The organism is Collimonas sp., assembly GCF_039923675.1.
Classification (GTDB): Bacteria; Pseudomonadota; Gammaproteobacteria; order Burkholderiales; family Burkholderiaceae_D; genus Collimonas.
Genome location: NZ_JBDTCG010000056.1, coordinates 85050 through 106516 on the forward strand (window position 1 = coordinate 85050; position 21467 = coordinate 106516).

The window sequence follows — 21467 nt, forward strand, 5'->3', positions numbered from 1 at the left end:
AGATATTCATGACCGCTGCCATCTCAGGTTTCACGCTTTCCCTTTCGTTGATTCTCGCCATCGGTTCGCAAAATGCCTTTGTTCTCAAACAAGGGCTCAAGCGCGAACATGTGTTTTGGGTATGCCTGGTCTGCGCTTTGTCTGACGCCATCTTGATATTGCTGGGGGTGTTGGGCTTGTCGGTCGTGATCGCCCGGGCGCCATGGCTGGCCAGCGTGATGCGCTACGGCGGCGCGGCTTTCCTGTTCTTGTATGGCGCCCGCAGTTTCATCACGGCGTGGAAATCGTCGGCAGTGCTGACGCAAGCGGGAGATACCCAAACCGACTTGCTGCCGACCCTGCTGGTTTGCGCCGCGCTGACCTGGCTTAATCCGCACGTCTATCTCGATACGGTATTGTTGATCGGCTCCATTTCGACGCAATTCCCAGGCCGGCAAGCCGAGTTTGCCGCCGGCGCCATGCTGGCGTCGCTAGTTTTCTTCTTTTCGCTCGGTTATGGCGCGGCCCTGCTGCGGCCCATCTTCGCCAAGCCCTTGTCCTGGCGCATACTGGAGGTGGCGGTCGGCATCACCATGTGGACGATTGGCTATAAATTGCTGAACGAATAAGGCAGGCGGGTAAAATGGCGCGTGAATCCTGAAGCTATCGCTTCACCCCTTTACATCGGAGAGCAGGTCCCATGAGCAAAACTGTAAAACACATCGTATTCTGGAAATTGAAAGAGTATGCCGAAGGCGCGGACAAGGCCGCCAATGCATTGAAAGTGAAAGCCTTGCTGGACGGCTGCGCCGGCATCGTGCCAGGCATATTGAAGTTTGAGGCGGTGATTGCGCAGCCGGGCCTGGATGCGACCTGTGATGTGGCGCTCAATTCAGAGTTTGTATCGGTGGCGGCGCTGGAAGCTTATCAAAAACATCCAACCCATGAGGCGATCAAACCTTTCGTCGGCGCGGTGCGCGAATCGCGCCATTGCATGGACTATCTGAGCTGAACGACGCCATGTTTCCTTCCCATGTTTTCCCGATCGACAATCCCTTCCTGAGTTATCTCGGGGTTGAATTCGTCGAGATGGGCGAGGGCGCAGCCGAGCTGGCCCTGACCTTGCAGCCGCATCACATGAACAGCTGGCAGGTGACCCATGGCGGCGTCTCGATGACCATGCTGGATGTGGTCATGGCGCTGGCCGGCCGTTCACTTTATCCGCAAGCCGAAGCGGCAGTCACGGTTGAAATGAAAACCAGTTTCCTGCAACCGGCCGGCCAGACCGGAGCCCGTATCATCGCCAAGGGTCGCGCTTTTCATCAATCCACCACCATGTGTTTTTGCGATGCCGAGCTATGGCACGGTGATCACCTGGTGGCCAAGGCGATGGGCACGTTCAAATATCTCAGGCACCACCGGGCGGCGCTGAAGATCAAGCCGGGCTGAAACAGTACACACACTTGGACGAGTAAAACCATGAAATTTCATCTGACAGTCGATAACTGGGCAGTACAGAAAACCGACGCCCGCGCAGTGCGCTTCGACGTCTTCGTGATCGAGCAGAAAATCCCGGTCGAACTGGAGTGGGACGATATGGACGCGCATTGCGTGCATGCCGTCGCCTATGACGAAGCCGGTCAGGCCATCGGCACCGGGCGCTTGCTGCCGGACGGCCATATCGGCCGCATGGCGGTGCGTTCAGCGGGGCGCGGCAAAGGAATTGGCGCGGCCATCCTGGAAGCCTTGATGGCACAAGCGCGCCAGCGGGGCGACCGTGAGGTAGTGTTGAACGCGCAAACCCAGGCCGAAGCATTCTACGGCCGCCACGGTTTTATCCGTGACGGCGAGGAGTTTTACGAGGCCGGGATTGCGCATGTCTGCATGCGCAATGTGTTTGCCTGAAAACAGCCGCTAGCGCGTGCAGCGGCCCGCCGATTTGGACGGCGCATGGGTCCGGCAAGGTACCCCGGACGGCGTGGCAACTCTCTCATGCAGCATGGCGCTGCCGTTAGCCTTGAGCTTGACCAGCGTGGTGGCGCGGGTGCCATAGTCCGGCGATTCGATGAATACCGCGGACAGCATGCGTTCGGTTTCGATGTCGACGCCGGTGGATGGCAAGCGGCAATCGCCGGAACGGGTGGTGTCGCTCAGCATGTCAAAGAAGCAGGCATCGGGCGCGCCCTGGCACAACAGGCTGGAAAATTGCGCTTTGGTGCGCACCACCTTGGGCCAGCAGATGTCCAAGGTGGCGTTCGACAAACCATAGACGCCAGGCGCCAAAGGCTGGCCGTTGCGGGCATCGGCTTCGCCCTTGTTGGAATACCAGATCAGCTGGCTGCCGTCGCCGACCAGCAGGTTGAAGCCGTTGAAACGGCCAGCATCCACAGCGATTTCAGCGACATAGTCAGCCGCCGTTTTTCTACTGCTCAGGAAGTCCGATACCAGCGCGCCACGGCTGGGCGCATCGGGTCGCCGTTCCGAGGGCGCGCGGACATTGGTGATGGCGGCAAAGCGGCCGCCGCGGGTAATGCCGATCCAGGTGCCGCCGTCTTTCAGGTCACGGCCGGCGTAGATGTCGGGCTGGTCTTCCCACCAGCTGGCGGCGGCGGTCGGGCGCGCATAAAATTCATCGCGGTTGGCGGCGGCTATCAGGGGTGAGCCAGGAATCACTTGCCACGCAAAAACAATCAAGCACATGATGAAATATTCACAAAAAATTCAGGGTGACGAGGGCCTTCGATGAAGGCGGCGAGACCATGCCGGGCTACCGCTTCATCAATCACTTGCGCAAAATCCGGCGGCACCGAAGAATACACTTCCATCCAGGTATGGTGTTCGTCTTTAATTTCGGCGCTGCGTTTGAGCGCCGTATTGACCTGATGCTGCAGCGACAGCTCGGCCTGCATCTTTGCCGCCACGCCGTCGAATTCCTGGGCGTGGACGGCGGCGACCTTATAATAGATATAGAGATTGGTGCTCATCTTTAGCTCAGGCCGACAGTTCAGAGTCGGTCACATCGATGATCGAGTAGGGTAGCGTCTGGATATGCAACTGCGCGCCGTTCACCGAGCCCAGATGTATCGTGCCGCCGCTTTCCAGCACGGCCAGCTTGATCTCCAGCAGGCAGCTGCTCCCATGCGCGCTGTTCGCTTCGGCATTGACGATCATGCCGCAAGGCTGTTCCGGATCGTTGCTGGAAAACACTTCAGTGGCTGCGGCGACGCCGATCGCCTCCACCGTGGCCAGCGCCGCGCGGCGCTTGAGCTTGCCCAAGTACTGGCTGCGGGCGACGATTTCCTGCCCCGGATAACAGCCTTTCTTGAAATTGACGCCGCCGATCACTTCAAAATTGATCATCTGCGGCACGAACTGTTCCTGCGTGGCCAGGGTAACCTGCGGGATGCCAGCCTGGATCTCGCTCAAGCGCCATGCCTGTGCGTCAAGCGCCTGCAGGCTGCCGCTCAACGACGGCCAGGCAGCGATTGCGGTCTCGGGGTTGGTGATCCATTGATATCGCGGCGCGGCATTGGCGTCGGCCAAGCGTATCAGGCTGCCGTATTCATTATCGATCTTGGCGTAAGGCGCATCCGGCAAAACCGGGAACCACGAGGCCAACGCCGCCCCGGCCGCATCGCCGGCCAGGCCGAGTGCAATTTGCGCATCCGAGACATCCGCCAGCTTTGCCTTGGCGCGCATGACAAACATCTGCAACCGCTTTTGGATTGCGGCCTGCATGTTGCGGGGCAATTGCAGCAAGATGCTGTCGCCGCTCTTCCACATCAGGAAAGTCGCCAGTAAGCGCCCCTTGGGCGAACAATAGCCCGCCAGCCGCGCCTGTGCAGCATTCAGATTCTGGACGTCGTTGGTGAGCTGGGTATGCAGGAAGCTAGCGGCGTCTTCCCCTGCGAGGGCGATCAAACCCAGGTCAGGCAGTGGCGCAAAAAAAGAAGCGTTGGCGACGCCGGCCGTCGGCAGGGTCGGCAGTGCTTGTTGCTGTAAAAATTCCGGCCAGTTACTTGTTATTTCATTCATAAATTGATGGCATTCCCAAAACAGCGATTATCATATTGGGTTGATTATAGTGATGTCACAAAAAAGGCGTTGGAGTTGGCCGTTTTTGGACGATGCATGAAAACCATTCGGAGCGACCGGTGTTGTTTAAAAAACTATTGTTGTGGGTGATCTTGCTAGGTGTTCTGGCTGCGGGAGGGATGGTTTACTGGTCCCGGCAGCCGGTTTTTGAAGAGGGTCCGGTACGCCCGTTCACCATTAAACCCGGTAGTACTTTGGCAAGTTCAGTGGAGCAGATCGACGCCGCCGGGGTGGGGGTGAATCCCCAATTGCTGGAGTTGCTGGCGCGCATCACCGGCAAGGGTGGCAAGCTGAAGGCAGGCAGCTACGAGTTGAAACCCGGCGCCACGCCGCTGCGTTTGCTGACGCAACTGGTGCGCGGCGAATTTGCGCAGGAATCGTTGACCGTGATCGAAGGCTGGACCTTCCGCCAGATGCGGCAGGCGGTGGCCGCGCAGGCCGCGTTAAAACACGATACCGCAGCGCTATCCGATGCCGAACTGCTGGCCAAGATCACGCCAGACTATGTCATGCCGGAAGGTTTGTTTTTCCCGGACACTTATTTGTTCGCCAAAGGGTCGAGCGACCTGCAAGTCTATAAACAGGCGCATGCCTTGCTGCTCAAGCGCCTTAGCCAGGCTTGGGAAGGACGCGATGCTTCGCTACCCTATAAGACGCCTTACGATGCCCTGATCATGGCGTCGATCGTTGAAAAGGAAACCGGCCGCCGCGCCGATCGCAGCACGATTGCCGGCGTCTTCGTCAATCGTCTCAAGATCGGCATGCTGCTGCAAACCGATCCGACCGTGATTTATGGCATGGGGGACCAGTACCAAGGGATCATCCGCAAACGCGACCTGACCACCGACACCCCGTACAATACCTACACCCGCGCCGGCCTGCCGCCGACGCCGATCGCCTTGCCCGGCGCCGAATCGATTGCCGCCGCGCTGCATCCGGCGCAAACCGATGCCTTGTACTTTGTCGCCCGAGGCGATGGCAGCAGCCATTTTTCCAGCAACCTGGGCGAGCACAACCAGGCGGTCAATCAATATCAGCGCTAGATCTTGTGGCGATGGGCGATAATGGCAAGACAATATCAACACCGCTTGCAATACAGCTTAAAGACGCAGGTTAAAAATAATGGCATCAGGAAAATTCATCACATTTGAAGGCATAGACGGCGCCGGCAAATCGACCCATATCGGTTTCGTTGCGGAGTTGCTGCGCCAGCACGGCCTGGTTGTGGTCACCACGCGCGAACCGGGCGGCACCGAACTGGGCGAAGCGCTGCGCGAAGTCTTGCTGCACCAGAAAATGCATCTGGAAACCGAAGCCATGCTGATGTTCGCCGCCCGCCGCGAACATCTGGCGCAGGTTATCGAGCCCGCGCTGGCGCGCGGCGACTGGGTGATTTCGGACCGTTTCAGCGACGCTACCTTCGCTTATCAGGGCGGCGGCCGGCAATTGCCACTGGCCAAGCTGGAAGCGCTGGAGCAGTGGGTGCATCCGCATTTGCAGCCGGACCTGACCTTGTTGTTCGACGTGCCGCTGGAAGTGGCGCGGAGCCGTCTGGACGCCACCCGCACGCTGGATAAATTCGAACAGGAAAAGGCCGATTTCTTCGCCGCCACCCGTGCGGAATATCTGCGCCGCGCTGCGCAGTTCCCGGCACGTTTCCAGATCATCGACGCCACCCGGACGATTGCCGAGATCCAGCAAACGCTGACGCACATCATCGCCGGCCTGTGTAAAGCCGAAACATGAGCAACGCCTTGTTCCCATGGCAGGGCGACGTCTGGCAGCAATTGCAGCAGATGCGGGCGCGCTTGCCGCACGCGATCCTGTTCCATGGCGCCGAAGGCATAGGCAAAACCGTGTTTGCCGAACAGTTCGCGCAATCGCTGCTGTGTGAGACGCCGCAAGCGGACGGCCATGCTTGTGGAGTATGCGGCTCTTGCGGCTGGTTCACGCAATACAACCATCCCGATTACCGGCGCGTGCGACCGGAAATCCTGGACGGCGACGAGGCGGGCGAGGGCGATGGCGCCGATGGCGAAGCCGGCGACGGTAAAAAGACCGCCAAGTCAGCCAAGGCGCCGTCCAAGGAAATCAAGATCGACCAGATTCGCGCCTTGTCCGGCTTCATGAACATTTCCACCCATCGCCAGGGGCGGCGGGTGGTGTTGCTGTATCCGGCCGAAGCGCTGAATACCGCCGCTGCCAACGCCTTGCTGAAAACCCTGGAAGAACCGCCACCGAATACTGTGTTCCTGCTGAGTTCCAACAGCCTGGACCGCTTGCTGCCGACGATTCTTTCGCGCTGCCGTAAATTCGCAATGCCGCTGCCTTCGCGCGAGCAGGCGCTGGCCTGGCTGCGCCAGCAAGACGTCAAGGATGCCGATGTCTGGCTGGCCGAGCAGGGCGGCGCACCGCTGACCGCCTACGCGCAGTCGCAAAGCGAAGGGCGCGAACTGATCGACGCGTTTTTGCAGCACCTGACCCGTCCCGGTATCGACGGCGCCCTGAAATGCGCCGAACACCTGCAGAAAACCCCGGTGGCCGAGCTGGTAGCGTGGCAACAACGCTGGCTGTACGACCTGTTTTCGCTTAAATTATGCGGCACAATCCGGTATTATCCTCGTTATGAAAAGGCGCTTGCCGCGCTGGCCGCCAAAGTGGATACCGGCGCCTTGCTGCGTGCGTTGAAAAGCAGCAACGAGCGCCGCGCGATCGCAGAACACCCGCTCTCGGCGCGCCTCTTCATCGAAGAGATGCTGCTGGATTACGCCACCATGTTTGCTTGAATTTATTGATAGGATCGAGATGGCAGAGAACACCATAATCCCGGCCGAGCCGGTCAAATTATCCCGGCCGTCGGTATTGTCGCTGGTAATCAAGGAAAAATCGGCGCTGTACGCCGCGTACATGCCGTTCCTGACCAATGGCGGCATCTTTGTGCCGACCAACAAGGCCTATCACCTCGGCGATGAAATCTATTTGATCCTGAGCCTGATGGACGACGGCACCAAGTACCCTATCGCCGCCAAGGTGGCGTGGATTACGCCGAAGAATGCGAATAACAACAAGGCGCAAGGGGTCGGCGTGCATTTTCCCGACGACGACAGCGGCCAGCGTTTGCGCAAGCGGATTGAAGAGGTGCTGGGTTCAGCGCTAGGATCAGCCCGCCCGACCCACACGTATTAAATAACCGCGATAACCGCCATAACCGCATCGAAATGAATCACATGGATTACAGCTTCAGATTAGCAGTCCAGCAGGACTTGCCGGCCATCGTCGCCATCTACAACAGCACCGTCGCCTCACGCGAAGTCACCGCCGATACCGAACCTGTCACCGTGGCCTCGCGCCAGGCCTGGTTCGATCACCACAATCCGGAGCGCCGCCCGCTGTGGGTGGTGGAGCAACAGGGTGCGGACGGCCAGACGGCGTTGCTAGGTTGGTTGTCGTATTCCGATTTCTACGGCCGTCCGGCGTATGCCGGCACTGCCGAACTGTCCATCTACATTCACGAAGATGCGCGCGGCAAAGGCATGGGCCGCTATCTGCTGGGGAAGGCCATTGAGCACGCCCCGAGCATCGGCGTGCATACCTTGCTGGGTTTCGTGTTCGGCCATAACCAGCCGAGCCTGAAGTTGTTCGATGCGTTTGGTTTTGAACGCTGGGCCAACATGCCGCGTGTCGCCACGCTGGATGGCATCGAGCGTGATCTTGTGATCTTGGGCAAGCGCGTCGCCTGATCGGGTGTTTTGGCGACTTTGACGGTTAGTCGTTCGCCAGGATTCTTATCCGCGAAAAATAGGAAAGGCACGAAAAGCTCCTCTTAAGGTACTTTTCCGTGTCTTTGGTGCTTTTCATTGATCATGTTTTTAAGTCATCAACCGGCGCTGCCAACAGGCCGCCCCCCTGCGCACTGTAAAATAGCGCTTTTCCCTCCCTTTGTTTCGAGTAGCCCATGTCGCGCACCCTGGTTCTGGCCTCCAATAACGCCGGTAAATTAAAAGAATTCAGCCAATTGCTGGCGCAGATCGATTTCGACGTTCGCCCTCAAGGCGAATTCGACGTTCCCGAAGCGGGAGAGCCGTATCTGACGTTTGTCGAAAACGCGCTCACCAAGGCCCGCCACGCATCGCGCTTGACCGGGCTGCCGGCCTTGGCCGACGATTCCGGCGTTTGCGTCAATGCCCTGGGCGGTGCGCCCGGTGTATTGTCGGCGCGTTACGCCGGCGAACCGAAATCCGACGCCGAAAACAATCGCAAGCTGATCGCCGATCTGGCCCGGCATACCGATAAATCGGCCTATTATTATTGCGTGCTGGTGTTTGTACGCCATGCCGACGATCCGCAGCCGGTGATCGCCGATGGTCGCTGGAACGGCCAGATCATCAGCGAAGCGCGCGGCGCCGGCGGCTTTGGCTACGACCCGTACTTTTTGATCTCCGAGCACAACAAGACTGCGGCGGAATTTACCGCTGCCGAGAAAAATGCAATCTCGCACCGCGGCCAAGCCTTGCGCGCACTGGTAGAGAAACTGCGATGATCCCGATCAAGCCCATCGGCATGCCAGGGCAAGCCAAAAGCGCGCTTGCCGACAAGCCATCCGCAGCCGCCCAGGCCGCGCTGGCTTATCTGCAGCCAGGCGCGCTCAGCCTGAGCGCCTTACCGCCGCTATCGCTGTATATCCATTTTCCTTGGTGCGTAAAGAAGTGCCCGTATTGCGATTTCAATTCGCATGAAGCCACCGGTGGTTTTCCGGAAGAAGAATACCTGACCGCCTTGCGCGCCGATCTGGAAGCTGCGCTGCCGCTGATCTGGGGCCGCAAGATCCATACGATCTTCATCGGCGGCGGCACGCCCAGTTTGATGTCGGCAGCCGGACTGGATCGTTTGATGTCCGACGTGCGCTCGCTGCTGCCGTTGGACGGGGCAGCAGAAATCACGATGGAAGCCAATCCCGGCACCTTCGAAGTCGAAAAATTCAAGTCCTACCGCAACAGCGGCATCAACCGCCTGTCGATTGGCATCCAGAGTTTCAACGGCCGCCATCTGCAAGCGCTGGGGCGGATCCACGACGACGGCGAAGCGCGCCGGGCAGTCGAGATCGCCCATGCGACTTTCGATAATTTCAATCTCGACCTGATGTATGCGCTGCCCTCGCAAACCATGGAAGAGGCGCAGCAAGATATAGCCACGGCCATCGGCTTTGCGCCGCCGCACCTGTCGCTGTACCACTTGACGCTGGAACCGAACACCTACTTCGCCAAGTATCCGCCGGCAATACCGGACGACGACGCCAGCGCCGAAATGCAAGACATGATCAGCGACCGCACCAGCGCCGCCGGTTACGGCCATTATGAAGTGTCGGCCTACGCCCAGCCCGGACGCCAGGCGCGCCACAATCTGAATTACTGGCAATTCGGCGACTATCTCGGCATCGGCGCCGGCGCCCACACCAAGCTGTCGTTCCCGCACCGCGTGATCCGGCAAATGCGCTACAAGCAGCCCAAGGCTTATCTGGAACACAGTCGGCTGGGTAATGTGGTGCAGGAAGAAGTGGAAATCGGCCGCGATGATCTCGGTTTCGAGTTCATGCTGAATGCGCTGCGGCTGAATCACGGTTTTGAGGTCAACTTGTTCAGCGAACGGACCGGGCTGGCGCTCAACACCATAGAGAAATCACTGAACCAGGCAGAAGCCAAAGGCCTGTTGTATCGTGATCACAAGGTGATCCGACCGACTGCGCTGGGGCAGCGGTTCTTGAATGATTTGCAGCAAATGTTTTTGCTGGATTGAGCTAGTGTTTCGGTTGAACCGAAAGATTTTTAATAAAATGCTCACCGGGTATCGTTAAATTGTTGCAAATTGGGTATAATTACGACCTTTCCGGAAGTGTGGCCGAGTGGTTGAAGGCACTAGTCTTGAAAACTAGCGACGGTTTATCCCGTTCGTGAGTTCGAATCTCACCGCTTCCGCCAGATCCCAAGCAAAACGGCCCTTTACGGGCCGTTTTGCTTTTCTGATAATCTCAGGTGCAAAGCGATCGTTTTCGCATCTTTGCAAGTGCCAGGTTAGCTTAAATTACCAATTCACTTTGCCCAGCTCGAGGGGCACTCCAGATCAAACGTGGTTCCGGCTCAGCTCAGGCGCGTTACCGGACAAGGTTGCCGTCACCTGATCAAGATACGAGCTGGCGAAGCGGGCGCCGTGCTTGGAGTCACGTAATGCCATGTGCCACTGTCCGACGATCGACTTCAACCCTTCTTGATTTTTTGTCCGCTCAATGCGCTGGATAAGGTCGGCGGCCAACAAGCCAAGATAGGTTTGCGCTGTCGTTGTCATGAAATCTTTGACTTCCCGTAATGTTGGCGCATCCAGGGCCTGTGCATTGTCGGTTGCGGCCGGCGGCACGGCTTGCTTCTGAATGAGTGACGTACGTGAGGTAGTCAGTTCAGGCGTTGCCGCCGGATCCTTCTGTCGCGGCCTGTTTGCGCCGGATTCCGCCATTTTTGCATCACTGGATGTCAATGCGATAAATCCCTGTTCGTTCAAAAAGAGAACTGCTTGTGCGAGTTCATCCCTGGATATGGCTTCGGCTATCGTCGCAAGATCTTTTGTTCCATCCATCACGATCAGTACACGGCGCTGCCGTGGGGGCAAACCGAAACAACGTCGGGCGATTTCATCGCGTCCTTTTCCTGTTTTGGCAAATACGGAAGAACCGGAAAGAAGTCCAGACGTTGCCATAAGAATATTTCCTTGAAGTCGAATATTTCAACCATAACGGTTTAATGTGACGTCGCTATTTCACGCTCGCAATTTGTTGGAAATAAATGCAGAGAAACGACAATAATGCCGTGCTATGGGGCAATGCCATCTCGTTGCCGACAAGGGCCGGCGCACGCTACCGCCAGGGGATAAGCGGTGCTGCCAGCGGCTGGCCTGTCGTCACAGGCCGGTAACATTTCAAAGGTAAATTTCATGAACCAGCGCATCACCGGTTTCATTATTTCCTGAAGGAAATTTATCGTGGAATTCAACGAACAGTCCTTGGCCGGAGGGGCGCCGTCCGTAGCTAAACCTTCGCGCCGCTACGTCGACCAGAAAACCGGGCCGGTAACAGCTATCATCTTCATCAGCCTTCTCATCGCAGGACTGGTCTTTAGCGGTTTGAGCCTGACGTCTGCAGTCATCAACACGGGCGCGGAAACCTCGAATTGGTGGTCTTATTTTCTGCTGGTCGTTGCACTGTTGATCGCCCTTGGATTCGAGTTCGTGAATGGTTTTCACGATACGGCCAATGCTGTCGCGACCGTCATTTACACCAACTCGTTGCCGCCGAATTTTGCGGTGATGTGGTCAGGCTGTTTTAATTTCCTTGGCGTGCTGCTGTCCAGCGGAGCGGTGGCCTTCGGTATCATCTCGCTGCTCCCGGTTGAGTTGATCCTGCAGGTCGGATCGGGATCCGGTTTCGCGATGGTATTCGCGTTGTTGATTGCCGCAATCCTCTGGAACCTGGGCACTTGGTGGTTAGGCTTGCCCGCGTCTTCCTCCCATACCATGATCGGTTCGATACTCGGCGTCGGGGTCGCGAATGCGTTGATGAACGGCCGCAACGGGACCAGTGGCGTGGATTGGGGGCAGGCCGCCAATGTCGGCTACTCGCTGCTGCTGTCGCCGATCGTCGGGTTTGCCTGCTCGGCGCTGCTGTTGCTGGCATTGCGCGCCTTGGTCAAGAACAAGGAATTGTACGAAGCCCCTGAAGGCAACGCGCCACCGCCATGGTGGATACGCGGGTTGCTGATCCTGACCTGTACCGGCGTGTCTTTCGCGCATGGCTCCAATGACGGCCAAAAGGGCATGGGTTTGATCATGCTGATACTGGTCGGCACCGTGCCGATCGCGTTTGCGCTGAACCGGGCCATGCCGGTCAGTGAAGTGACGCAATTTGTAGCGGTTGCCCAGGTAACCCGGCAATCGCTGCAAAAAACTATTCCACCAGGCACCCTGACACCAGCCAATCCACGCAAAACGCTGTCCGACTACGTGCGTACCAAGGAGCTGAGCCCGGACGTGGTGCCGGCATTGGCGGCCCTGACTGGCGTTATCGGTACCCGCATCAAAGAACACGACTCCCTCGCCGAGGTGCCTTCGCGCACCGTCGCCAACATCCGTAATGACATGTATCTGGTGGCTGAAACAATACGCTCGCTGGACAAGAGTAAGAGCCCCGCATTCGATGCCGACACCAAGGCCAATCTCAAGACGTTCAAGAAGCAAATTGACGACGCCACCAAATTCATTCCGCTGTGGGTCAAGATTGCGGTCGCGATCGCACTGGGCCTCGGTACGATGGTGGGGTGGAAGCGCATCGTAGTTACCGTGGGCGAGAAAATCGGCAAGACGCATTTGACCTATGCGCAGGGCGCCTCCGCCGAAATGGTCGCGATGCTGACCATCGGTGCGGCCGATGCGTTTGGCCTGCCGGTATCCACCACCCACGTACTGTCGTCGGGTGTTGCCGGGACCATGGCCGCGAACGGCTCGGGCCTGCAAATGTCGACTGTCCGCAACCTGGTGGCGGCCTGGGTGTTGACCCTGCCGGTGGCGATCCTGCTTTCCGGTTCTCTGTACTGGCTGTTTTCCCATCTGTTTTGATCAATGTCCATTCAAACAAGGTAATCGCCGTGAACGTGAACGCCCCCAAAGTTATCAGCCATATGCATCGCGATCTCGTCGATAGCTACGATGAAGAGCTTGAGTTGGAAATGGAAGACCGTCCCTTGGAGCTGTTCCAGGAACATGCACTGGATGGCAGTAGCGAGGAGCAGTATCGGCGCCGCTACTTCCGGGAACTGTTTCGATTACAGGGCGAACTGGTCAAGCTGCAAGATTGGGTGGTGCACACCGGGCATAAGGTCGTCATCTTGTTCGAAGGGCGGGACGCTGCCGGAAAAGGCGGCGTCATCAAGCGTATCACCCAGCGTCTCAATCCCCGCGTCTGCCGCGTGGCGGCACTACCGGCGCCGAACGACCGCGAGCGCACGCAGTGGTATTTTCAGCGCTATGCGTCGCATTTGCCGGCAGCCGGTGAAATTGTGCTGTTTGACCGCAGTTGGTATAACCGGGCCGGGGTCGAACGCGTGATGAATTTTTGCAGCGACGATCAGTACGAAGAATTTTTCCGTACCGTTCCTGAGTTTGAAAGAATGCTGGTGCGTTCGGGTATTCAATTGATCAAGTACTGGTTTTCCATTTCCGATGAAGAGCAGCATTTGCGCTTTTTAGGCCGCATCAACGACCCGCTCAAGCAGTGGAAGTTGAGCCCGATGGATCTGGAATCGCGCCGCCGGTGGGAGGAATACACGAAGGCCAAGGAAATCATGCTCGAGCGTACCCACATCCAGGAAGCGCCGTGGTGGGTAGTGCAGGCAGTCGACAAGAAAAAGGCCCGGCTCAATTGCATCAATCACTTGCTTGGCCTGATGCCATACGAAGAGGTGATGCATCCCTCGATTGCGCTGCCGCAGCGCGAGCATCACGAAGATTACGTGCGGCATCCGGTGCCCTTGGAAATCATCGTGCCGGAGATCTATTAGGCTGATTCATTGCGCCGTTTGAGTCGCCTGGAATTTTCCTGGCACTTAGCGGTTGTTCAATCAACATACCGCTTTCCTGGCAGGTATCTCGAGTGCCGGTTATTTATCCGGCTTGGCGCCTAGTCCAGCAAGCGGCTCAGCAATGCCTGCAACTGCTGTCGCTCGGCTGCCGTCAACGGCGCGAGCGAATCGGCCAATACCTTGTTCACCACGATATGTCCATTGCGCAGCATCGACTCGCCAACCGGCGTGAGGTGGTGCAGCAGCGCCTTGCCTGTGCCTGCGGTGCGCGGGATCAGCCCACGGTCAGCTATCCGGATCGCCAGCGCGCCAAAAAATTGATCGGTCTGGAATGTCAGGCTGGCTAGCTTGTGCGAGGACGACTCGGGACGGTTGCCGATCTCCTGCAACGCATCCCACTGGGCATGAGCACTACAACTTCCGCCGCATCGGTACGCCGCGTCGTGCTTCTTGATGAAAGCCGGCATGGCCGCCAATTTCGCGACGCTCGCCATTTATGCTGGTAAGCGGAACATGCAGGATCCGACGTTGCGCGCTCGGTTCGCGAACGTGAAAACGGCCGCTTTGGTTATTTGGGGCGATAGTCATCGGATTGTCATGCTTGCTTACGGCCAGGCGTATGCAAAGTCCTTCGCCAACGGCCGCTTCGCGCTTATCAAGAAATGCCGCCATATTCTGGGGAAGCCGGCTATTTCGGAAAATATTTCACTATTCCTTCAACCAGCAATCGGACGTCACCGAACATCACGCCAATTTCCGTGCTGATGATGAACAGCGCCGTCTGAAAAGCGGCGGGATATCTATCCATCAGCGTTGTGCAGTGACCTTCAAACAGGCGGGTCACATGAGCGCGAGTGCTGAACGCGACGCATATGATGCCCAAAACCCCGCCCGCGAAAATATCGGTTGGGTAGTGCAAGCCAAGATATACCCTTGGCAGCGCAATGAAGATCAGTACATACAAATAGGTCAGCAGTCCCGCTGTTCTCGAAATCAAGAAGATCCCGGTGGCGAGACTGAAAAACAAGGCGGCGTGGTCGCTGGGGAAGGAGCTCCAGATATACAAGGCCTGGCTTTCCGGCGCCGGCAGTCCGATAAATACGTGATGGGCAAGTGCCGGGTTTGCAAAAGGTCGCGGCTGATACGGCCCCAGATTGTTGGCTACCCGGGCGATAAATACGGCGATCACGCATCCCAGCAATGTCGCAATGATGATGCGCCTGGTACCTGATTTCGGATCCGTATCCCTGAACCAGAAATACCAGATCAGTCCCATGACAGGGAAGCCTTTGAACAGGTTCGAACCGGCGACGTAGTGGACAATCTGATTAAAAGGCGCGGACATCGCCGTAAATTGGCTAAGCCAATTCATCACTGTAATATTTACCTCATTGTTCCACATCCCACCCATCCGCCTCTCCAGCAACCTGCCGCAATACGCGACTCCGGCATCTGGGGAATATACCGCGTTCCTGCATATTTTTTCAGCGTTTCTTGCACGCCACTCAGCGGTGATTTGAATTTGCACAATTGTTGCCAGCTTGATCGTCCTCGGCGCCGACAAAACGGCTAGCAAAAAACCATGTATGGGAATTTCTCTTTCATTCGCAATTTATTGATATTTAATTGTGCTACGCACAATTAAATATTGTGACGAAAAAACACGTTAAATTTCGATTTTTTGGATCGCTCGCACAGCCTGAAAATAACCCTTCGCTATGTCCGCTGCCGCACAGAGGAAATTATGCTGAGGACCCAGAATCAATTTTCTTAATTGCTGGAGAGCCTTATTTTTAAAAGGTTTTGGTGGTGTTGCCAATTATTTGTCAGATTGAAATTTAAATGTTTTTATGTATTTTCAAACAGTCAACGCGCAAATTCTTGTCATGCGAAATGCAAAAAAGAATGTGTAACAAATCGTTTCAAACATGAACTAACAATGTTTTACAAAGGTCTTTATGTTGTCCTGCAACATGGCTAGGGCGATGTATCTGATGTGCAGTCCGAGCCGGCAATTTTCTTTTTTCATCGTCTTTAGAACGTAAGGCAATGGATGGCAGTGCTGACTTTACTCAATTTCTTGTATGAGCCGCAGCTACGCTCGTTAAGTATTCTGTTGAAGGAAATACCATGCAAACAAACGTTCCGCTGTTGTGCCGAGAGCCAGTCTTCAATGACAGTTCCGTCGCAATAAGCGCCTATGCAGCTGATACGAACCCAAAGGGTTTTCTGGAAAACCATACTCTTGTCGATGTGCTCGTATCGAGCCGTCTCGCATCAAACAAACCTGTATCAAACAACGCACGAAAGCAGTCTACGCCGCAAATCTCCTGTGCATTTCCATCTATTGTTTTTCAACCTGAATTTTTGCCTTTAGCGAATTTTTACGCAAAGCGATAACCGCGGATCCGGCTTGCGTGTGCAATGCCGATACCGGGAATTTTTCTGAGGCAATTGGTCCTGGCCTGAATCGGTTGAACGATGAGGCGCCACGGTCTCTTGTCGCCCTTTGGCAAATTCGAGGCTATCTATCGATGGTTGTTGCTGCCGCTTTTTTGCCACGCAATAAGTCATGGCAAATGGTCGTTGGTGTCGGAGTAATGCAATTTGGCGCAGTTGGTTGCGCCAGGAAGGTGTTTGATGAACAGACGTATCCGAAGTCGTGTTGTGTTTTGCCGCCTGCCGTTGCGTATCGTTTTCTTGATACCGATATGCTCCTGCGTAGCGGCGCCGTCGATTGCCGGCGACCTGGTGCCGACCGATGTCATTCCCACGCCCGACATCATTATTCCTCCGCCGGATGCAGTCACTCCGTATGCAGGCTATGGCGTCAGCTATGACAACAATCTGCTGAGATTGCCTGGTGCGGCGTCGGCGCAGGCCATGGGGATAGGTAGCGGTTTGTCCGATACCACGCGCACGGCGCTGTTCGGCCTGGCAATCGACAAGACCCTGAGCCGGCAGCATCTGACGGCGAACATGAGCGTCGCCAAAGTCGATTACGACAGATTCGATCAGCTCGATCATCTCGACAAGAATTTGGCCGCCAACTGGAACTGGCACGCCGGCGACCAGTTTCAGGGAAATGTCGGCGTCACCTATTCACAGGGGCTGACCCCTTTCATCGATTTCCATTTGTTGGAACGTAATCTGCGCACCCAAGAGAATGTCTACGCAGACGGCGCATGGCTGTTCCATCCCAGCTGGCGTTTGCGGGCGGGAGTGGCGCACAGCAAGCTATGGTACGACCTCGATTCGCAGCTGACGGGAGACAACTCGCAGAATCAGGAGGAGCTGGGGCTGGATTATCTGGCCGCCAGCGGCAGCACCATCGGCCTGCAGCTGCGCCATACGCGTGCCGATTATCCGAATCCCGAATTGGACAACGGCATACAGGTATTTAACGGCTATAACCAGGACGAACTCAAGGGCAAGGTCGATTGGCTGTTAACCGGCAAGACCACGCTGCATTTCCTGGGTGGCTGGGTAAGCCGGAAACAGGATGCATTTTCCGCCCGCGATTTTAGCGGCATCAATACACGTGTCTCCGCCGACTGGTCGCCAACCGGCAAAATCGACGTCTCCATTGCCGGCTGGCGGGAAATCGGCGCGGTGGACGATCTGTCTACCGTCTATTCCCTGAATCACGGCGCCAGCATTGCTTCGGCTTGGCAATATTCTGAAAAAGTCAGCCTGGTGGCGCAGTACAAATATGAAAAAAGAGATTTCGGCCAATCGTCGGCGGACGGCACCATCGGCGCCATCAATCAAAACGATGCCCTGCGCAATATGGCGTTGAGCGTGATCTATAACCCGACGCTGCATTGGCGTCTCCAGCTGTCAGGCACCCGCAGTACCCAGACCCTCCAGAATGCTCCCGGCGGCTATGTAAGCAATGGCGTGATGCTGAACACGCGTTATGCGTTTTAAGGTGGCAGAAAATGACTGAGAATGACATTCCGCTGGTTTCCTTTTTCAAGCGTCTGCTTGATCCGCTGATTATTCTCGGTTCCTTGTACCTGATCATCCTGGTGCAGGACGAAGTATTCACCGGCAGCTATCTGGTGCTGATGATTATCGTTTTTTTCATTTCTTCCTATATCTACGAACAGATCGACCTGTACCGCACCCTGCATATCGGAAAACAGCTTGCGTATGCCGTCGATATTTTCCTGGGATGGGCGATCATCGTCGCCGTCCTGAGTCTGATAGGACAAGGTACCGGGTTGCGCTATGATTTTTCCGATCGCGTCATCGGCACATGGTTTGTGATCGCGCCTTTCGCGCTGCTGCTCAGCCGTCTGACGGCGTATATGCTGGTATTCAACTTCGGCAAGAATCCGGAAGTACGGTCAGCGGTAATTGTTGGTGCCAACGATCCCGGCGGCGGCATTCTCAGCCGTTTGGCGTCGCAGGGCAATGCGGGCGTCGACATCCGCGGCTTTTTTGATGATGCCAGTGAATCACCCGGTATGCATGCGCCATACCTCGGGGCCATCGCCAACGTCCGTTCTTATGTTCTTGCGAACAAGATCCGGACCATCTTTATCTGCCTGCCCATGTCGGAACAGGCCAGGGTGCTGGCGTTGATGGAAGAATTGCGCGACACGACTGCGTCGGTCTATCTGGTGCCAGACATCTATACCCACGGTTTCATACAGGCACGTCTCGACCATGTCGGCGGCGTCCCGGTCATCGGCATCTGGGAGACGCCGTTCACCGGCCTGCGCGGCGTGGTCAAGCGCGGTAGCGATATCGTGTTGGCATTGCTGATCCAGATCATGTTGCTGCCGATTATGTTAGCGATAGCATTCGGCGTAAAACTTTCCTCTCCCGGAAAAATCATTTTTGCGCAGCGCCGTTATGGCTTGAATGGCGAAGAAATCGTGGTCTATAAATTCCGTTCCATGACCGTTGCCGAAGACGGAGCCAAGGTCGACCAGGCCAAGAAGAACGATGTGCGGGTTACCCGCTTCGGCAGTTTTTTACGGCGAACATCACTCGACGAACTACCGCAGTTTTTTAATGTGCTGCAGGGCCGTATGAGCATTGTCGGGCCGCGCCCGCACGCAGTCGCGCATAACGAACTGTATCGCAAGCTGATCAGCGGCTACATGCTGCGGCACAAGGTAAAGCCCGGCATTACCGGCTGGGCCCAGGTGAACGGCTTTCGCGGAGAAACAGACACCTTGGACAAAATGCGGTCGCGGATCGAGTTCGATCTCGAGTACCTGCGCAATTGGTCGCTGGCGCTGGATTTGTGGATCATCGTTCGTACCGTCAAAGAAGTCTTGAAAAAAGACAGCGCCTACTGATGCGCTGCAAAAGCAGGATCAATGGAGACACGGCTGACGCCTTGTGCGGAGCTGGAAACAATTCCATATGCGATGAAATTTTTATCAGGAGAAGGACCATGCAAAGAGCCAAGTTGTTGACGACTTTGTTATTCACCGTTTCTTGCGGTTCCGCCTTGGCGGCGACGCCGGTTTTTCAACTCGATGCGCAGCAAGGTAGGGCTGCGTCTGTGCAGGCAATCGACGCTTACCCATCCGGCAGAATCAGCTCGCTGCAGGCAATCCCGACCAGTGCTGCTTCGCTTCCGGCAGGGCAGGTCTCCGCCGCTTCAATGGTTTTTAGCGAAGCCGGAATTTCTAACGACGTACGGCCGAGCGGCAACGTTATTCCTGCTGCGTATTCACCTGATATCGATAGCCGGCGCTGGCCGGGAGCGGTGGTGTCGCGCCTGGAGATTGCGGACGACTCGCTGTTTTATTTTCTGAGGAATTTCAAGGCACGGCCACTGCAAAAACCTGCGCGCTGGAGCATGTTGCTGGTCGGGCTTTGCTTCCTGCTGTATCAGGTCCGTCGTCGCCCCATGCGTACGTCGATCGGCTTTCCTCCAGCGACAACGCCAACTTCACCAGGCGTTGCGTGACCTCATGCCAGCCCTTGCTTTTTACCCGATGGAAAAAATGAAAACTGCTTCTTCGCAAATTAAAGCAGTTGGCGTCTTGCTATTGCTGGCTGTCATGAGCTTGTCCGCTTGCAGCGATCAGAAAAAAAAGACCGGCAAGGTGCTGGCCCGTGTCAATGGCGAGCCGATCACTGCGCTCCAGCTTGAAGCCGAGCTGGATTATGCGAACGACGCGAAGGGCGCCGGGCAGCAGCAACCGTTGCGCGAACAGGCTCTGGAAGCATTGATCGATCGCCAGATCCTGCTGGATGAAGCCTTGCGCAACAAGCTCGACCGCGATCCGAAATTGATGCAAGTCATCGATCGCTTCAGGACCCAGGCAATTGTCCAGGCCTATCTGGAGTCGATAGGAGCAAGCTGGGGCAAACCTTCCAAAGCGGAAATCGATGCCTATTTTCAAGCGCATCCAGAACTGTTTGCACACCGGAAAATATTCAGCGTCCAGCAGTTGAGTATTGCCGATCAAGATCTTAGCCCATCGCTCAAGGCCATGATGGACTCGGCAAAATCCCTGGGGCAGGTGGCGGTCTGGCTGGAAAAAAACGGTATCCCATATGGCAAAGCCAGGCTGTCATACACCAGCGCCGAGCTGCCGCCAGAGATCGCCGGAAAACTCCAGAAACTGGACCGTAACCGCTTGTTTGTCATGAAAGACGGGCAGCAAGACCAGCTGTGCGCCCTGACGGAATTGAAGGAAAGTCCTGTCACCGAGGAGGTGGCGGTCGCACAGATCGAACGTTATCTGCTGAATAAAAGAATGCAGGAAGTCGCAGCGGGGGAAATTGCGCGGTTGCGCTCTTTGACGAAGCTCGAATACGTCGACAAGCCTGCCGCAATGGTTGCAGAGAAAGGGCCGGCCTTGACGGCGACGCTGCCTGGCAAGAAGGCGGTCGCAGCCAGGGATGGCGTACACGACACGCATGCTGAACACGATATGGCCGGACTCAAATGAGCAAACGAAACCAGAACATAACTCACAGGGTGAACATGATGAAACTCCGATTCTATCAATCGATACTGGCTTTGCTGCTGGTTCTTTGCATCGCTCCCGCTGCCGTGTTTGCGGCGGATACGCCGCTGGGAGCCGGCGATGCCGTGAAAATCTCGGTGTTCGGCAATCCCGATCTGAGCCTGGAAACCAAGGTCAGCGATGCCGGCAACATTACTTTTCCCCTGATCGGCAATGTCGGCGTCGGCGGCCTGTCTGCTTCTGACGCTGAAAAGAAAATATCCTCGATGCTGACCGATGGCGGCTTCTTGCGCAAAGCGGAAGTGAATATTCTGGTCACGGAAATGCAAAGCCAGATGGTGTCGGTGCTTGGCCAGGTCTTGCGTCCGGGACGCTATGCGGTCAGCGGCAAGCGCAGCGTGACCGACATGCTGGCAGTGGCCGGCGGCGTCGGTCCGGAAGGCGGCGATACCGCTACCGTGATTCGTGTCCGCAATGGCAAAACCAGCAAGCAAGTGGTCAACCTGGTCGAGATGATTCATTCAGCCGACATGAAGTCGGATCTGGAGCTGAGCAGCGGCGACATGGTGTACGTGGACCGCGCGCCGAAATTCTATATCTACGGTGAAGTGCAGCACCCCGGCGGCTACCGGCTGGAAGCCAACATGACAGTGATCCAAGCCTTGTCTGTTGGGGGCGGACTGACCTCGCGCGGCACCGAGCGGGGCCTGCGCATCAAGCGCCGCGACGCCAGCGGCAACCTGCAGATGATCGATGCAAAAAACAATGAGGTGCTGCAGACAGACGACGTGGTGTACGTGAAAGAGAGCCTGTTTTGATTTGCGGCGCGATC

At 56.5% G+C, this 21467-nt stretch carries 25 protein-coding genes and 1 tRNA gene; 20 read left to right on the forward strand and 6 right to left on the reverse strand.

What is annotated here, in order from left to right:
* Positions 1–8: 8 nt before the first annotated feature.
* The 4 genes from ABI171_RS11710 to ABI171_RS11725 all read left to right on the forward strand — a co-directional run bounded on the left by ABI171_RS11710 (position 9) and on the right by ABI171_RS11725 (position 1884).
* Positions 9–608, forward strand: coding sequence for a LysE/ArgO family amino acid transporter (locus tag ABI171_RS11710; RefSeq protein WP_348092734.1), 600 nt, complete (start codon positions 9–11; stop codon positions 606–608).
* 71 nt (positions 609–679) lie between these two features.
* Positions 680–991 carry a Dabb family protein gene (locus tag ABI171_RS11715; protein ID WP_348092735.1) on the forward strand — a complete coding sequence of 104 codons (312 nt, stop codon included), beginning with the start codon at positions 680–682 and terminating at the stop codon, positions 989–991.
* 8 nt (positions 992–999) lie between these two features.
* Entirely contained in the window at positions 1000–1428 is a 429-nt protein-coding gene (locus ABI171_RS11720) for a PaaI family thioesterase (RefSeq protein ID WP_348092736.1), read from the forward strand.
* A 30-nt stretch (positions 1429–1458) separates the two neighbouring features.
* Positions 1459–1884, forward strand: a complete 426-nt coding sequence (locus ABI171_RS11725) for a GNAT family N-acetyltransferase (protein WP_348092737.1) — start codon at positions 1459–1461, stop codon at positions 1882–1884.
* A gap of 9 nt (positions 1885–1893) precedes the next feature.
* Here the strand turns inward: ABI171_RS11725 and ABI171_RS11730 are convergent, their stop codons facing one another.
* The 3 genes from ABI171_RS11730 to ABI171_RS11740 are packed head-to-tail and all read right to left on the reverse strand — an operon-like array spanning position 1894 to position 4014.
* Positions 1894–2679, reverse strand: a complete 786-nt coding sequence (locus ABI171_RS11730; protein WP_348092738.1) for an NRDE family protein — start codon at positions 2677–2679, stop codon at positions 1894–1896.
* On the reverse strand, positions 2670–2963 hold the full coding sequence (locus ABI171_RS11735; RefSeq protein WP_348092739.1) for a DUF4936 family protein: 294 nt from the start codon (positions 2961–2963) through the stop codon (positions 2670–2672). Before ABI171_RS11735 ends, ABI171_RS11730 begins: the two co-directional genes overlap by 10 nt.
* Positions 2964–2970: 7 nt before the next feature.
* Positions 2971–4014, reverse strand: coding sequence for a folate-binding protein (locus ABI171_RS11740; RefSeq protein WP_348092740.1), 1044 nt, complete (start codon positions 4012–4014; stop codon positions 2971–2973).
* Positions 4015–4193: 179 nt separating this feature from the next.
* On the opposite strand from ABI171_RS11740, the gene mltG reads away from it, so the two are divergent.
* From mltG to ABI171_RS11780, 8 genes are all read left to right on the forward strand, one after another.
* Positions 4194–5117, forward strand: coding sequence for an endolytic transglycosylase MltG (gene mltG / locus ABI171_RS11745; protein ID WP_348092965.1), 924 nt, complete (start codon positions 4194–4196; stop codon positions 5115–5117).
* Positions 5118–5196: 79 nt separating this feature from the next.
* Positions 5197–5820 carry a dTMP kinase gene (gene tmk / locus ABI171_RS11750; protein WP_348092741.1) on the forward strand — a complete coding sequence of 208 codons (624 nt, stop codon included), beginning with the start codon at positions 5197–5199 and terminating at the stop codon, positions 5818–5820.
* Entirely contained in the window at positions 5817–6860 is a 1044-nt protein-coding gene (locus ABI171_RS11755; RefSeq protein WP_348092742.1) for a DNA polymerase III subunit delta', read from the forward strand. The genes tmk and ABI171_RS11755 overlap by 4 nt, the downstream gene beginning before the upstream one ends.
* Before the next feature lie 19 nt (positions 6861–6879).
* Complete coding sequence (locus ABI171_RS11760) at positions 6880–7260, forward strand: PilZ domain-containing protein (protein ID WP_348092743.1); 381 nt, start codon at positions 6880–6882, stop codon at positions 7258–7260.
* Between the two features lie 41 nt (positions 7261–7301).
* On the forward strand, positions 7302–7814 hold the full coding sequence (locus tag ABI171_RS11765; RefSeq protein WP_348092744.1) for an N-acetyltransferase family protein: 513 nt from the start codon (positions 7302–7304) through the stop codon (positions 7812–7814).
* Positions 7815–8029: 215 nt separating this feature from the next.
* On the forward strand, positions 8030–8614 hold the full coding sequence (rdgB, locus tag ABI171_RS11770; protein ID WP_348092745.1) for an RdgB/HAM1 family non-canonical purine NTP pyrophosphatase: 585 nt from the start codon (positions 8030–8032) through the stop codon (positions 8612–8614).
* On the forward strand, positions 8611–9867 hold the full coding sequence (gene hemW / locus ABI171_RS11775; RefSeq protein ID WP_348092746.1) for a radical SAM family heme chaperone HemW: 1257 nt from the start codon (positions 8611–8613) through the stop codon (positions 9865–9867). Before rdgB ends, hemW begins: the two co-directional genes overlap by 4 nt.
* A gap of 92 nt (positions 9868–9959) precedes the next feature.
* A tRNA-Ser gene (locus tag ABI171_RS11780) sits at positions 9960–10049 on the forward strand.
* Positions 10050–10191: 142 nt separating this feature from the next.
* Here ABI171_RS11780 and ABI171_RS11785 read toward each other — a convergent pair.
* Positions 10192–10818, reverse strand: coding sequence for a hypothetical protein (locus ABI171_RS11785; RefSeq protein WP_348092747.1), 627 nt, complete (start codon positions 10816–10818; stop codon positions 10192–10194).
* A 303-nt stretch (positions 10819–11121) separates the two neighbouring features.
* Between ABI171_RS11785 and ABI171_RS11790 the strand changes: the two genes are divergently transcribed.
* Positions 11122–12729 carry an inorganic phosphate transporter gene (locus ABI171_RS11790; RefSeq protein ID WP_348092966.1) on the forward strand — a complete coding sequence of 536 codons (1608 nt, stop codon included), beginning with the start codon at positions 11122–11124 and terminating at the stop codon, positions 12727–12729.
* Between the two features lie 62 nt (positions 12730–12791).
* Positions 12792–13670, forward strand: coding sequence for a polyphosphate kinase 2 (ppk2, locus tag ABI171_RS11795; RefSeq protein ID WP_348092748.1), 879 nt, complete (start codon positions 12792–12794; stop codon positions 13668–13670).
* A 119-nt stretch (positions 13671–13789) separates the two neighbouring features.
* Here ppk2 and ABI171_RS11800 read toward each other — a convergent pair whose 3' ends face one another.
* Together ABI171_RS11800 and ABI171_RS11805 are read right to left on the reverse strand one after the other, a co-directional pair.
* On the reverse strand, positions 13790–14185 hold the full coding sequence (locus ABI171_RS11800) for a MarR family winged helix-turn-helix transcriptional regulator (RefSeq protein WP_348092749.1): 396 nt from the start codon (positions 14183–14185) through the stop codon (positions 13790–13792).
* 194 nt (positions 14186–14379) lie between these two features.
* Positions 14380–15219: a phosphatase PAP2 family protein gene (locus ABI171_RS11805; RefSeq protein WP_348092750.1), complete on the reverse strand. Its 840-nt coding sequence runs from the start codon at positions 15217–15219 to the stop codon at positions 14380–14382.
* 602 nt (positions 15220–15821) lie between these two features.
* On the opposite strand from ABI171_RS11805, the gene ABI171_RS11810 reads away from it, so the two are divergent.
* From ABI171_RS11810 to epsE, 6 genes are all read left to right on the forward strand, one after another.
* Complete coding sequence (locus ABI171_RS11810; protein ID WP_348092751.1) at positions 15822–16091, forward strand: hypothetical protein; 270 nt, start codon at positions 15822–15824, stop codon at positions 16089–16091.
* Positions 16092–16331: 240 nt separating this feature from the next.
* On the forward strand, positions 16332–17621 hold the full coding sequence (epsL, locus tag ABI171_RS11815) for an XrtB/PEP-CTERM-associated polysaccharide biosynthesis outer membrane protein EpsL (protein WP_348092752.1): 1290 nt from the start codon (positions 16332–16334) through the stop codon (positions 17619–17621).
* Positions 17622–17632: 11 nt separating this feature from the next.
* Positions 17633–19006 carry an undecaprenyl-phosphate glucose phosphotransferase gene (locus ABI171_RS11820; RefSeq protein WP_348092753.1) on the forward strand — a complete coding sequence of 458 codons (1374 nt, stop codon included), beginning with the start codon at positions 17633–17635 and terminating at the stop codon, positions 19004–19006.
* 98 nt (positions 19007–19104) lie between these two features.
* On the forward strand, positions 19105–19626 hold the full coding sequence (locus ABI171_RS11825) for a hypothetical protein (RefSeq protein WP_348092754.1): 522 nt from the start codon (positions 19105–19107) through the stop codon (positions 19624–19626).
* 37 nt (positions 19627–19663) lie between these two features.
* Complete coding sequence (locus ABI171_RS11830; RefSeq protein ID WP_348092755.1) at positions 19664–20617, forward strand: EpsD family peptidyl-prolyl cis-trans isomerase; 954 nt, start codon at positions 19664–19666, stop codon at positions 20615–20617.
* A gap of 35 nt (positions 20618–20652) precedes the next feature.
* Complete coding sequence (gene epsE / locus ABI171_RS11835) at positions 20653–21453, forward strand: polysaccharide export protein EpsE (protein ID WP_348092756.1); 801 nt, start codon at positions 20653–20655, stop codon at positions 21451–21453.
* Positions 21454–21467 lie beyond the last annotated feature (14 nt).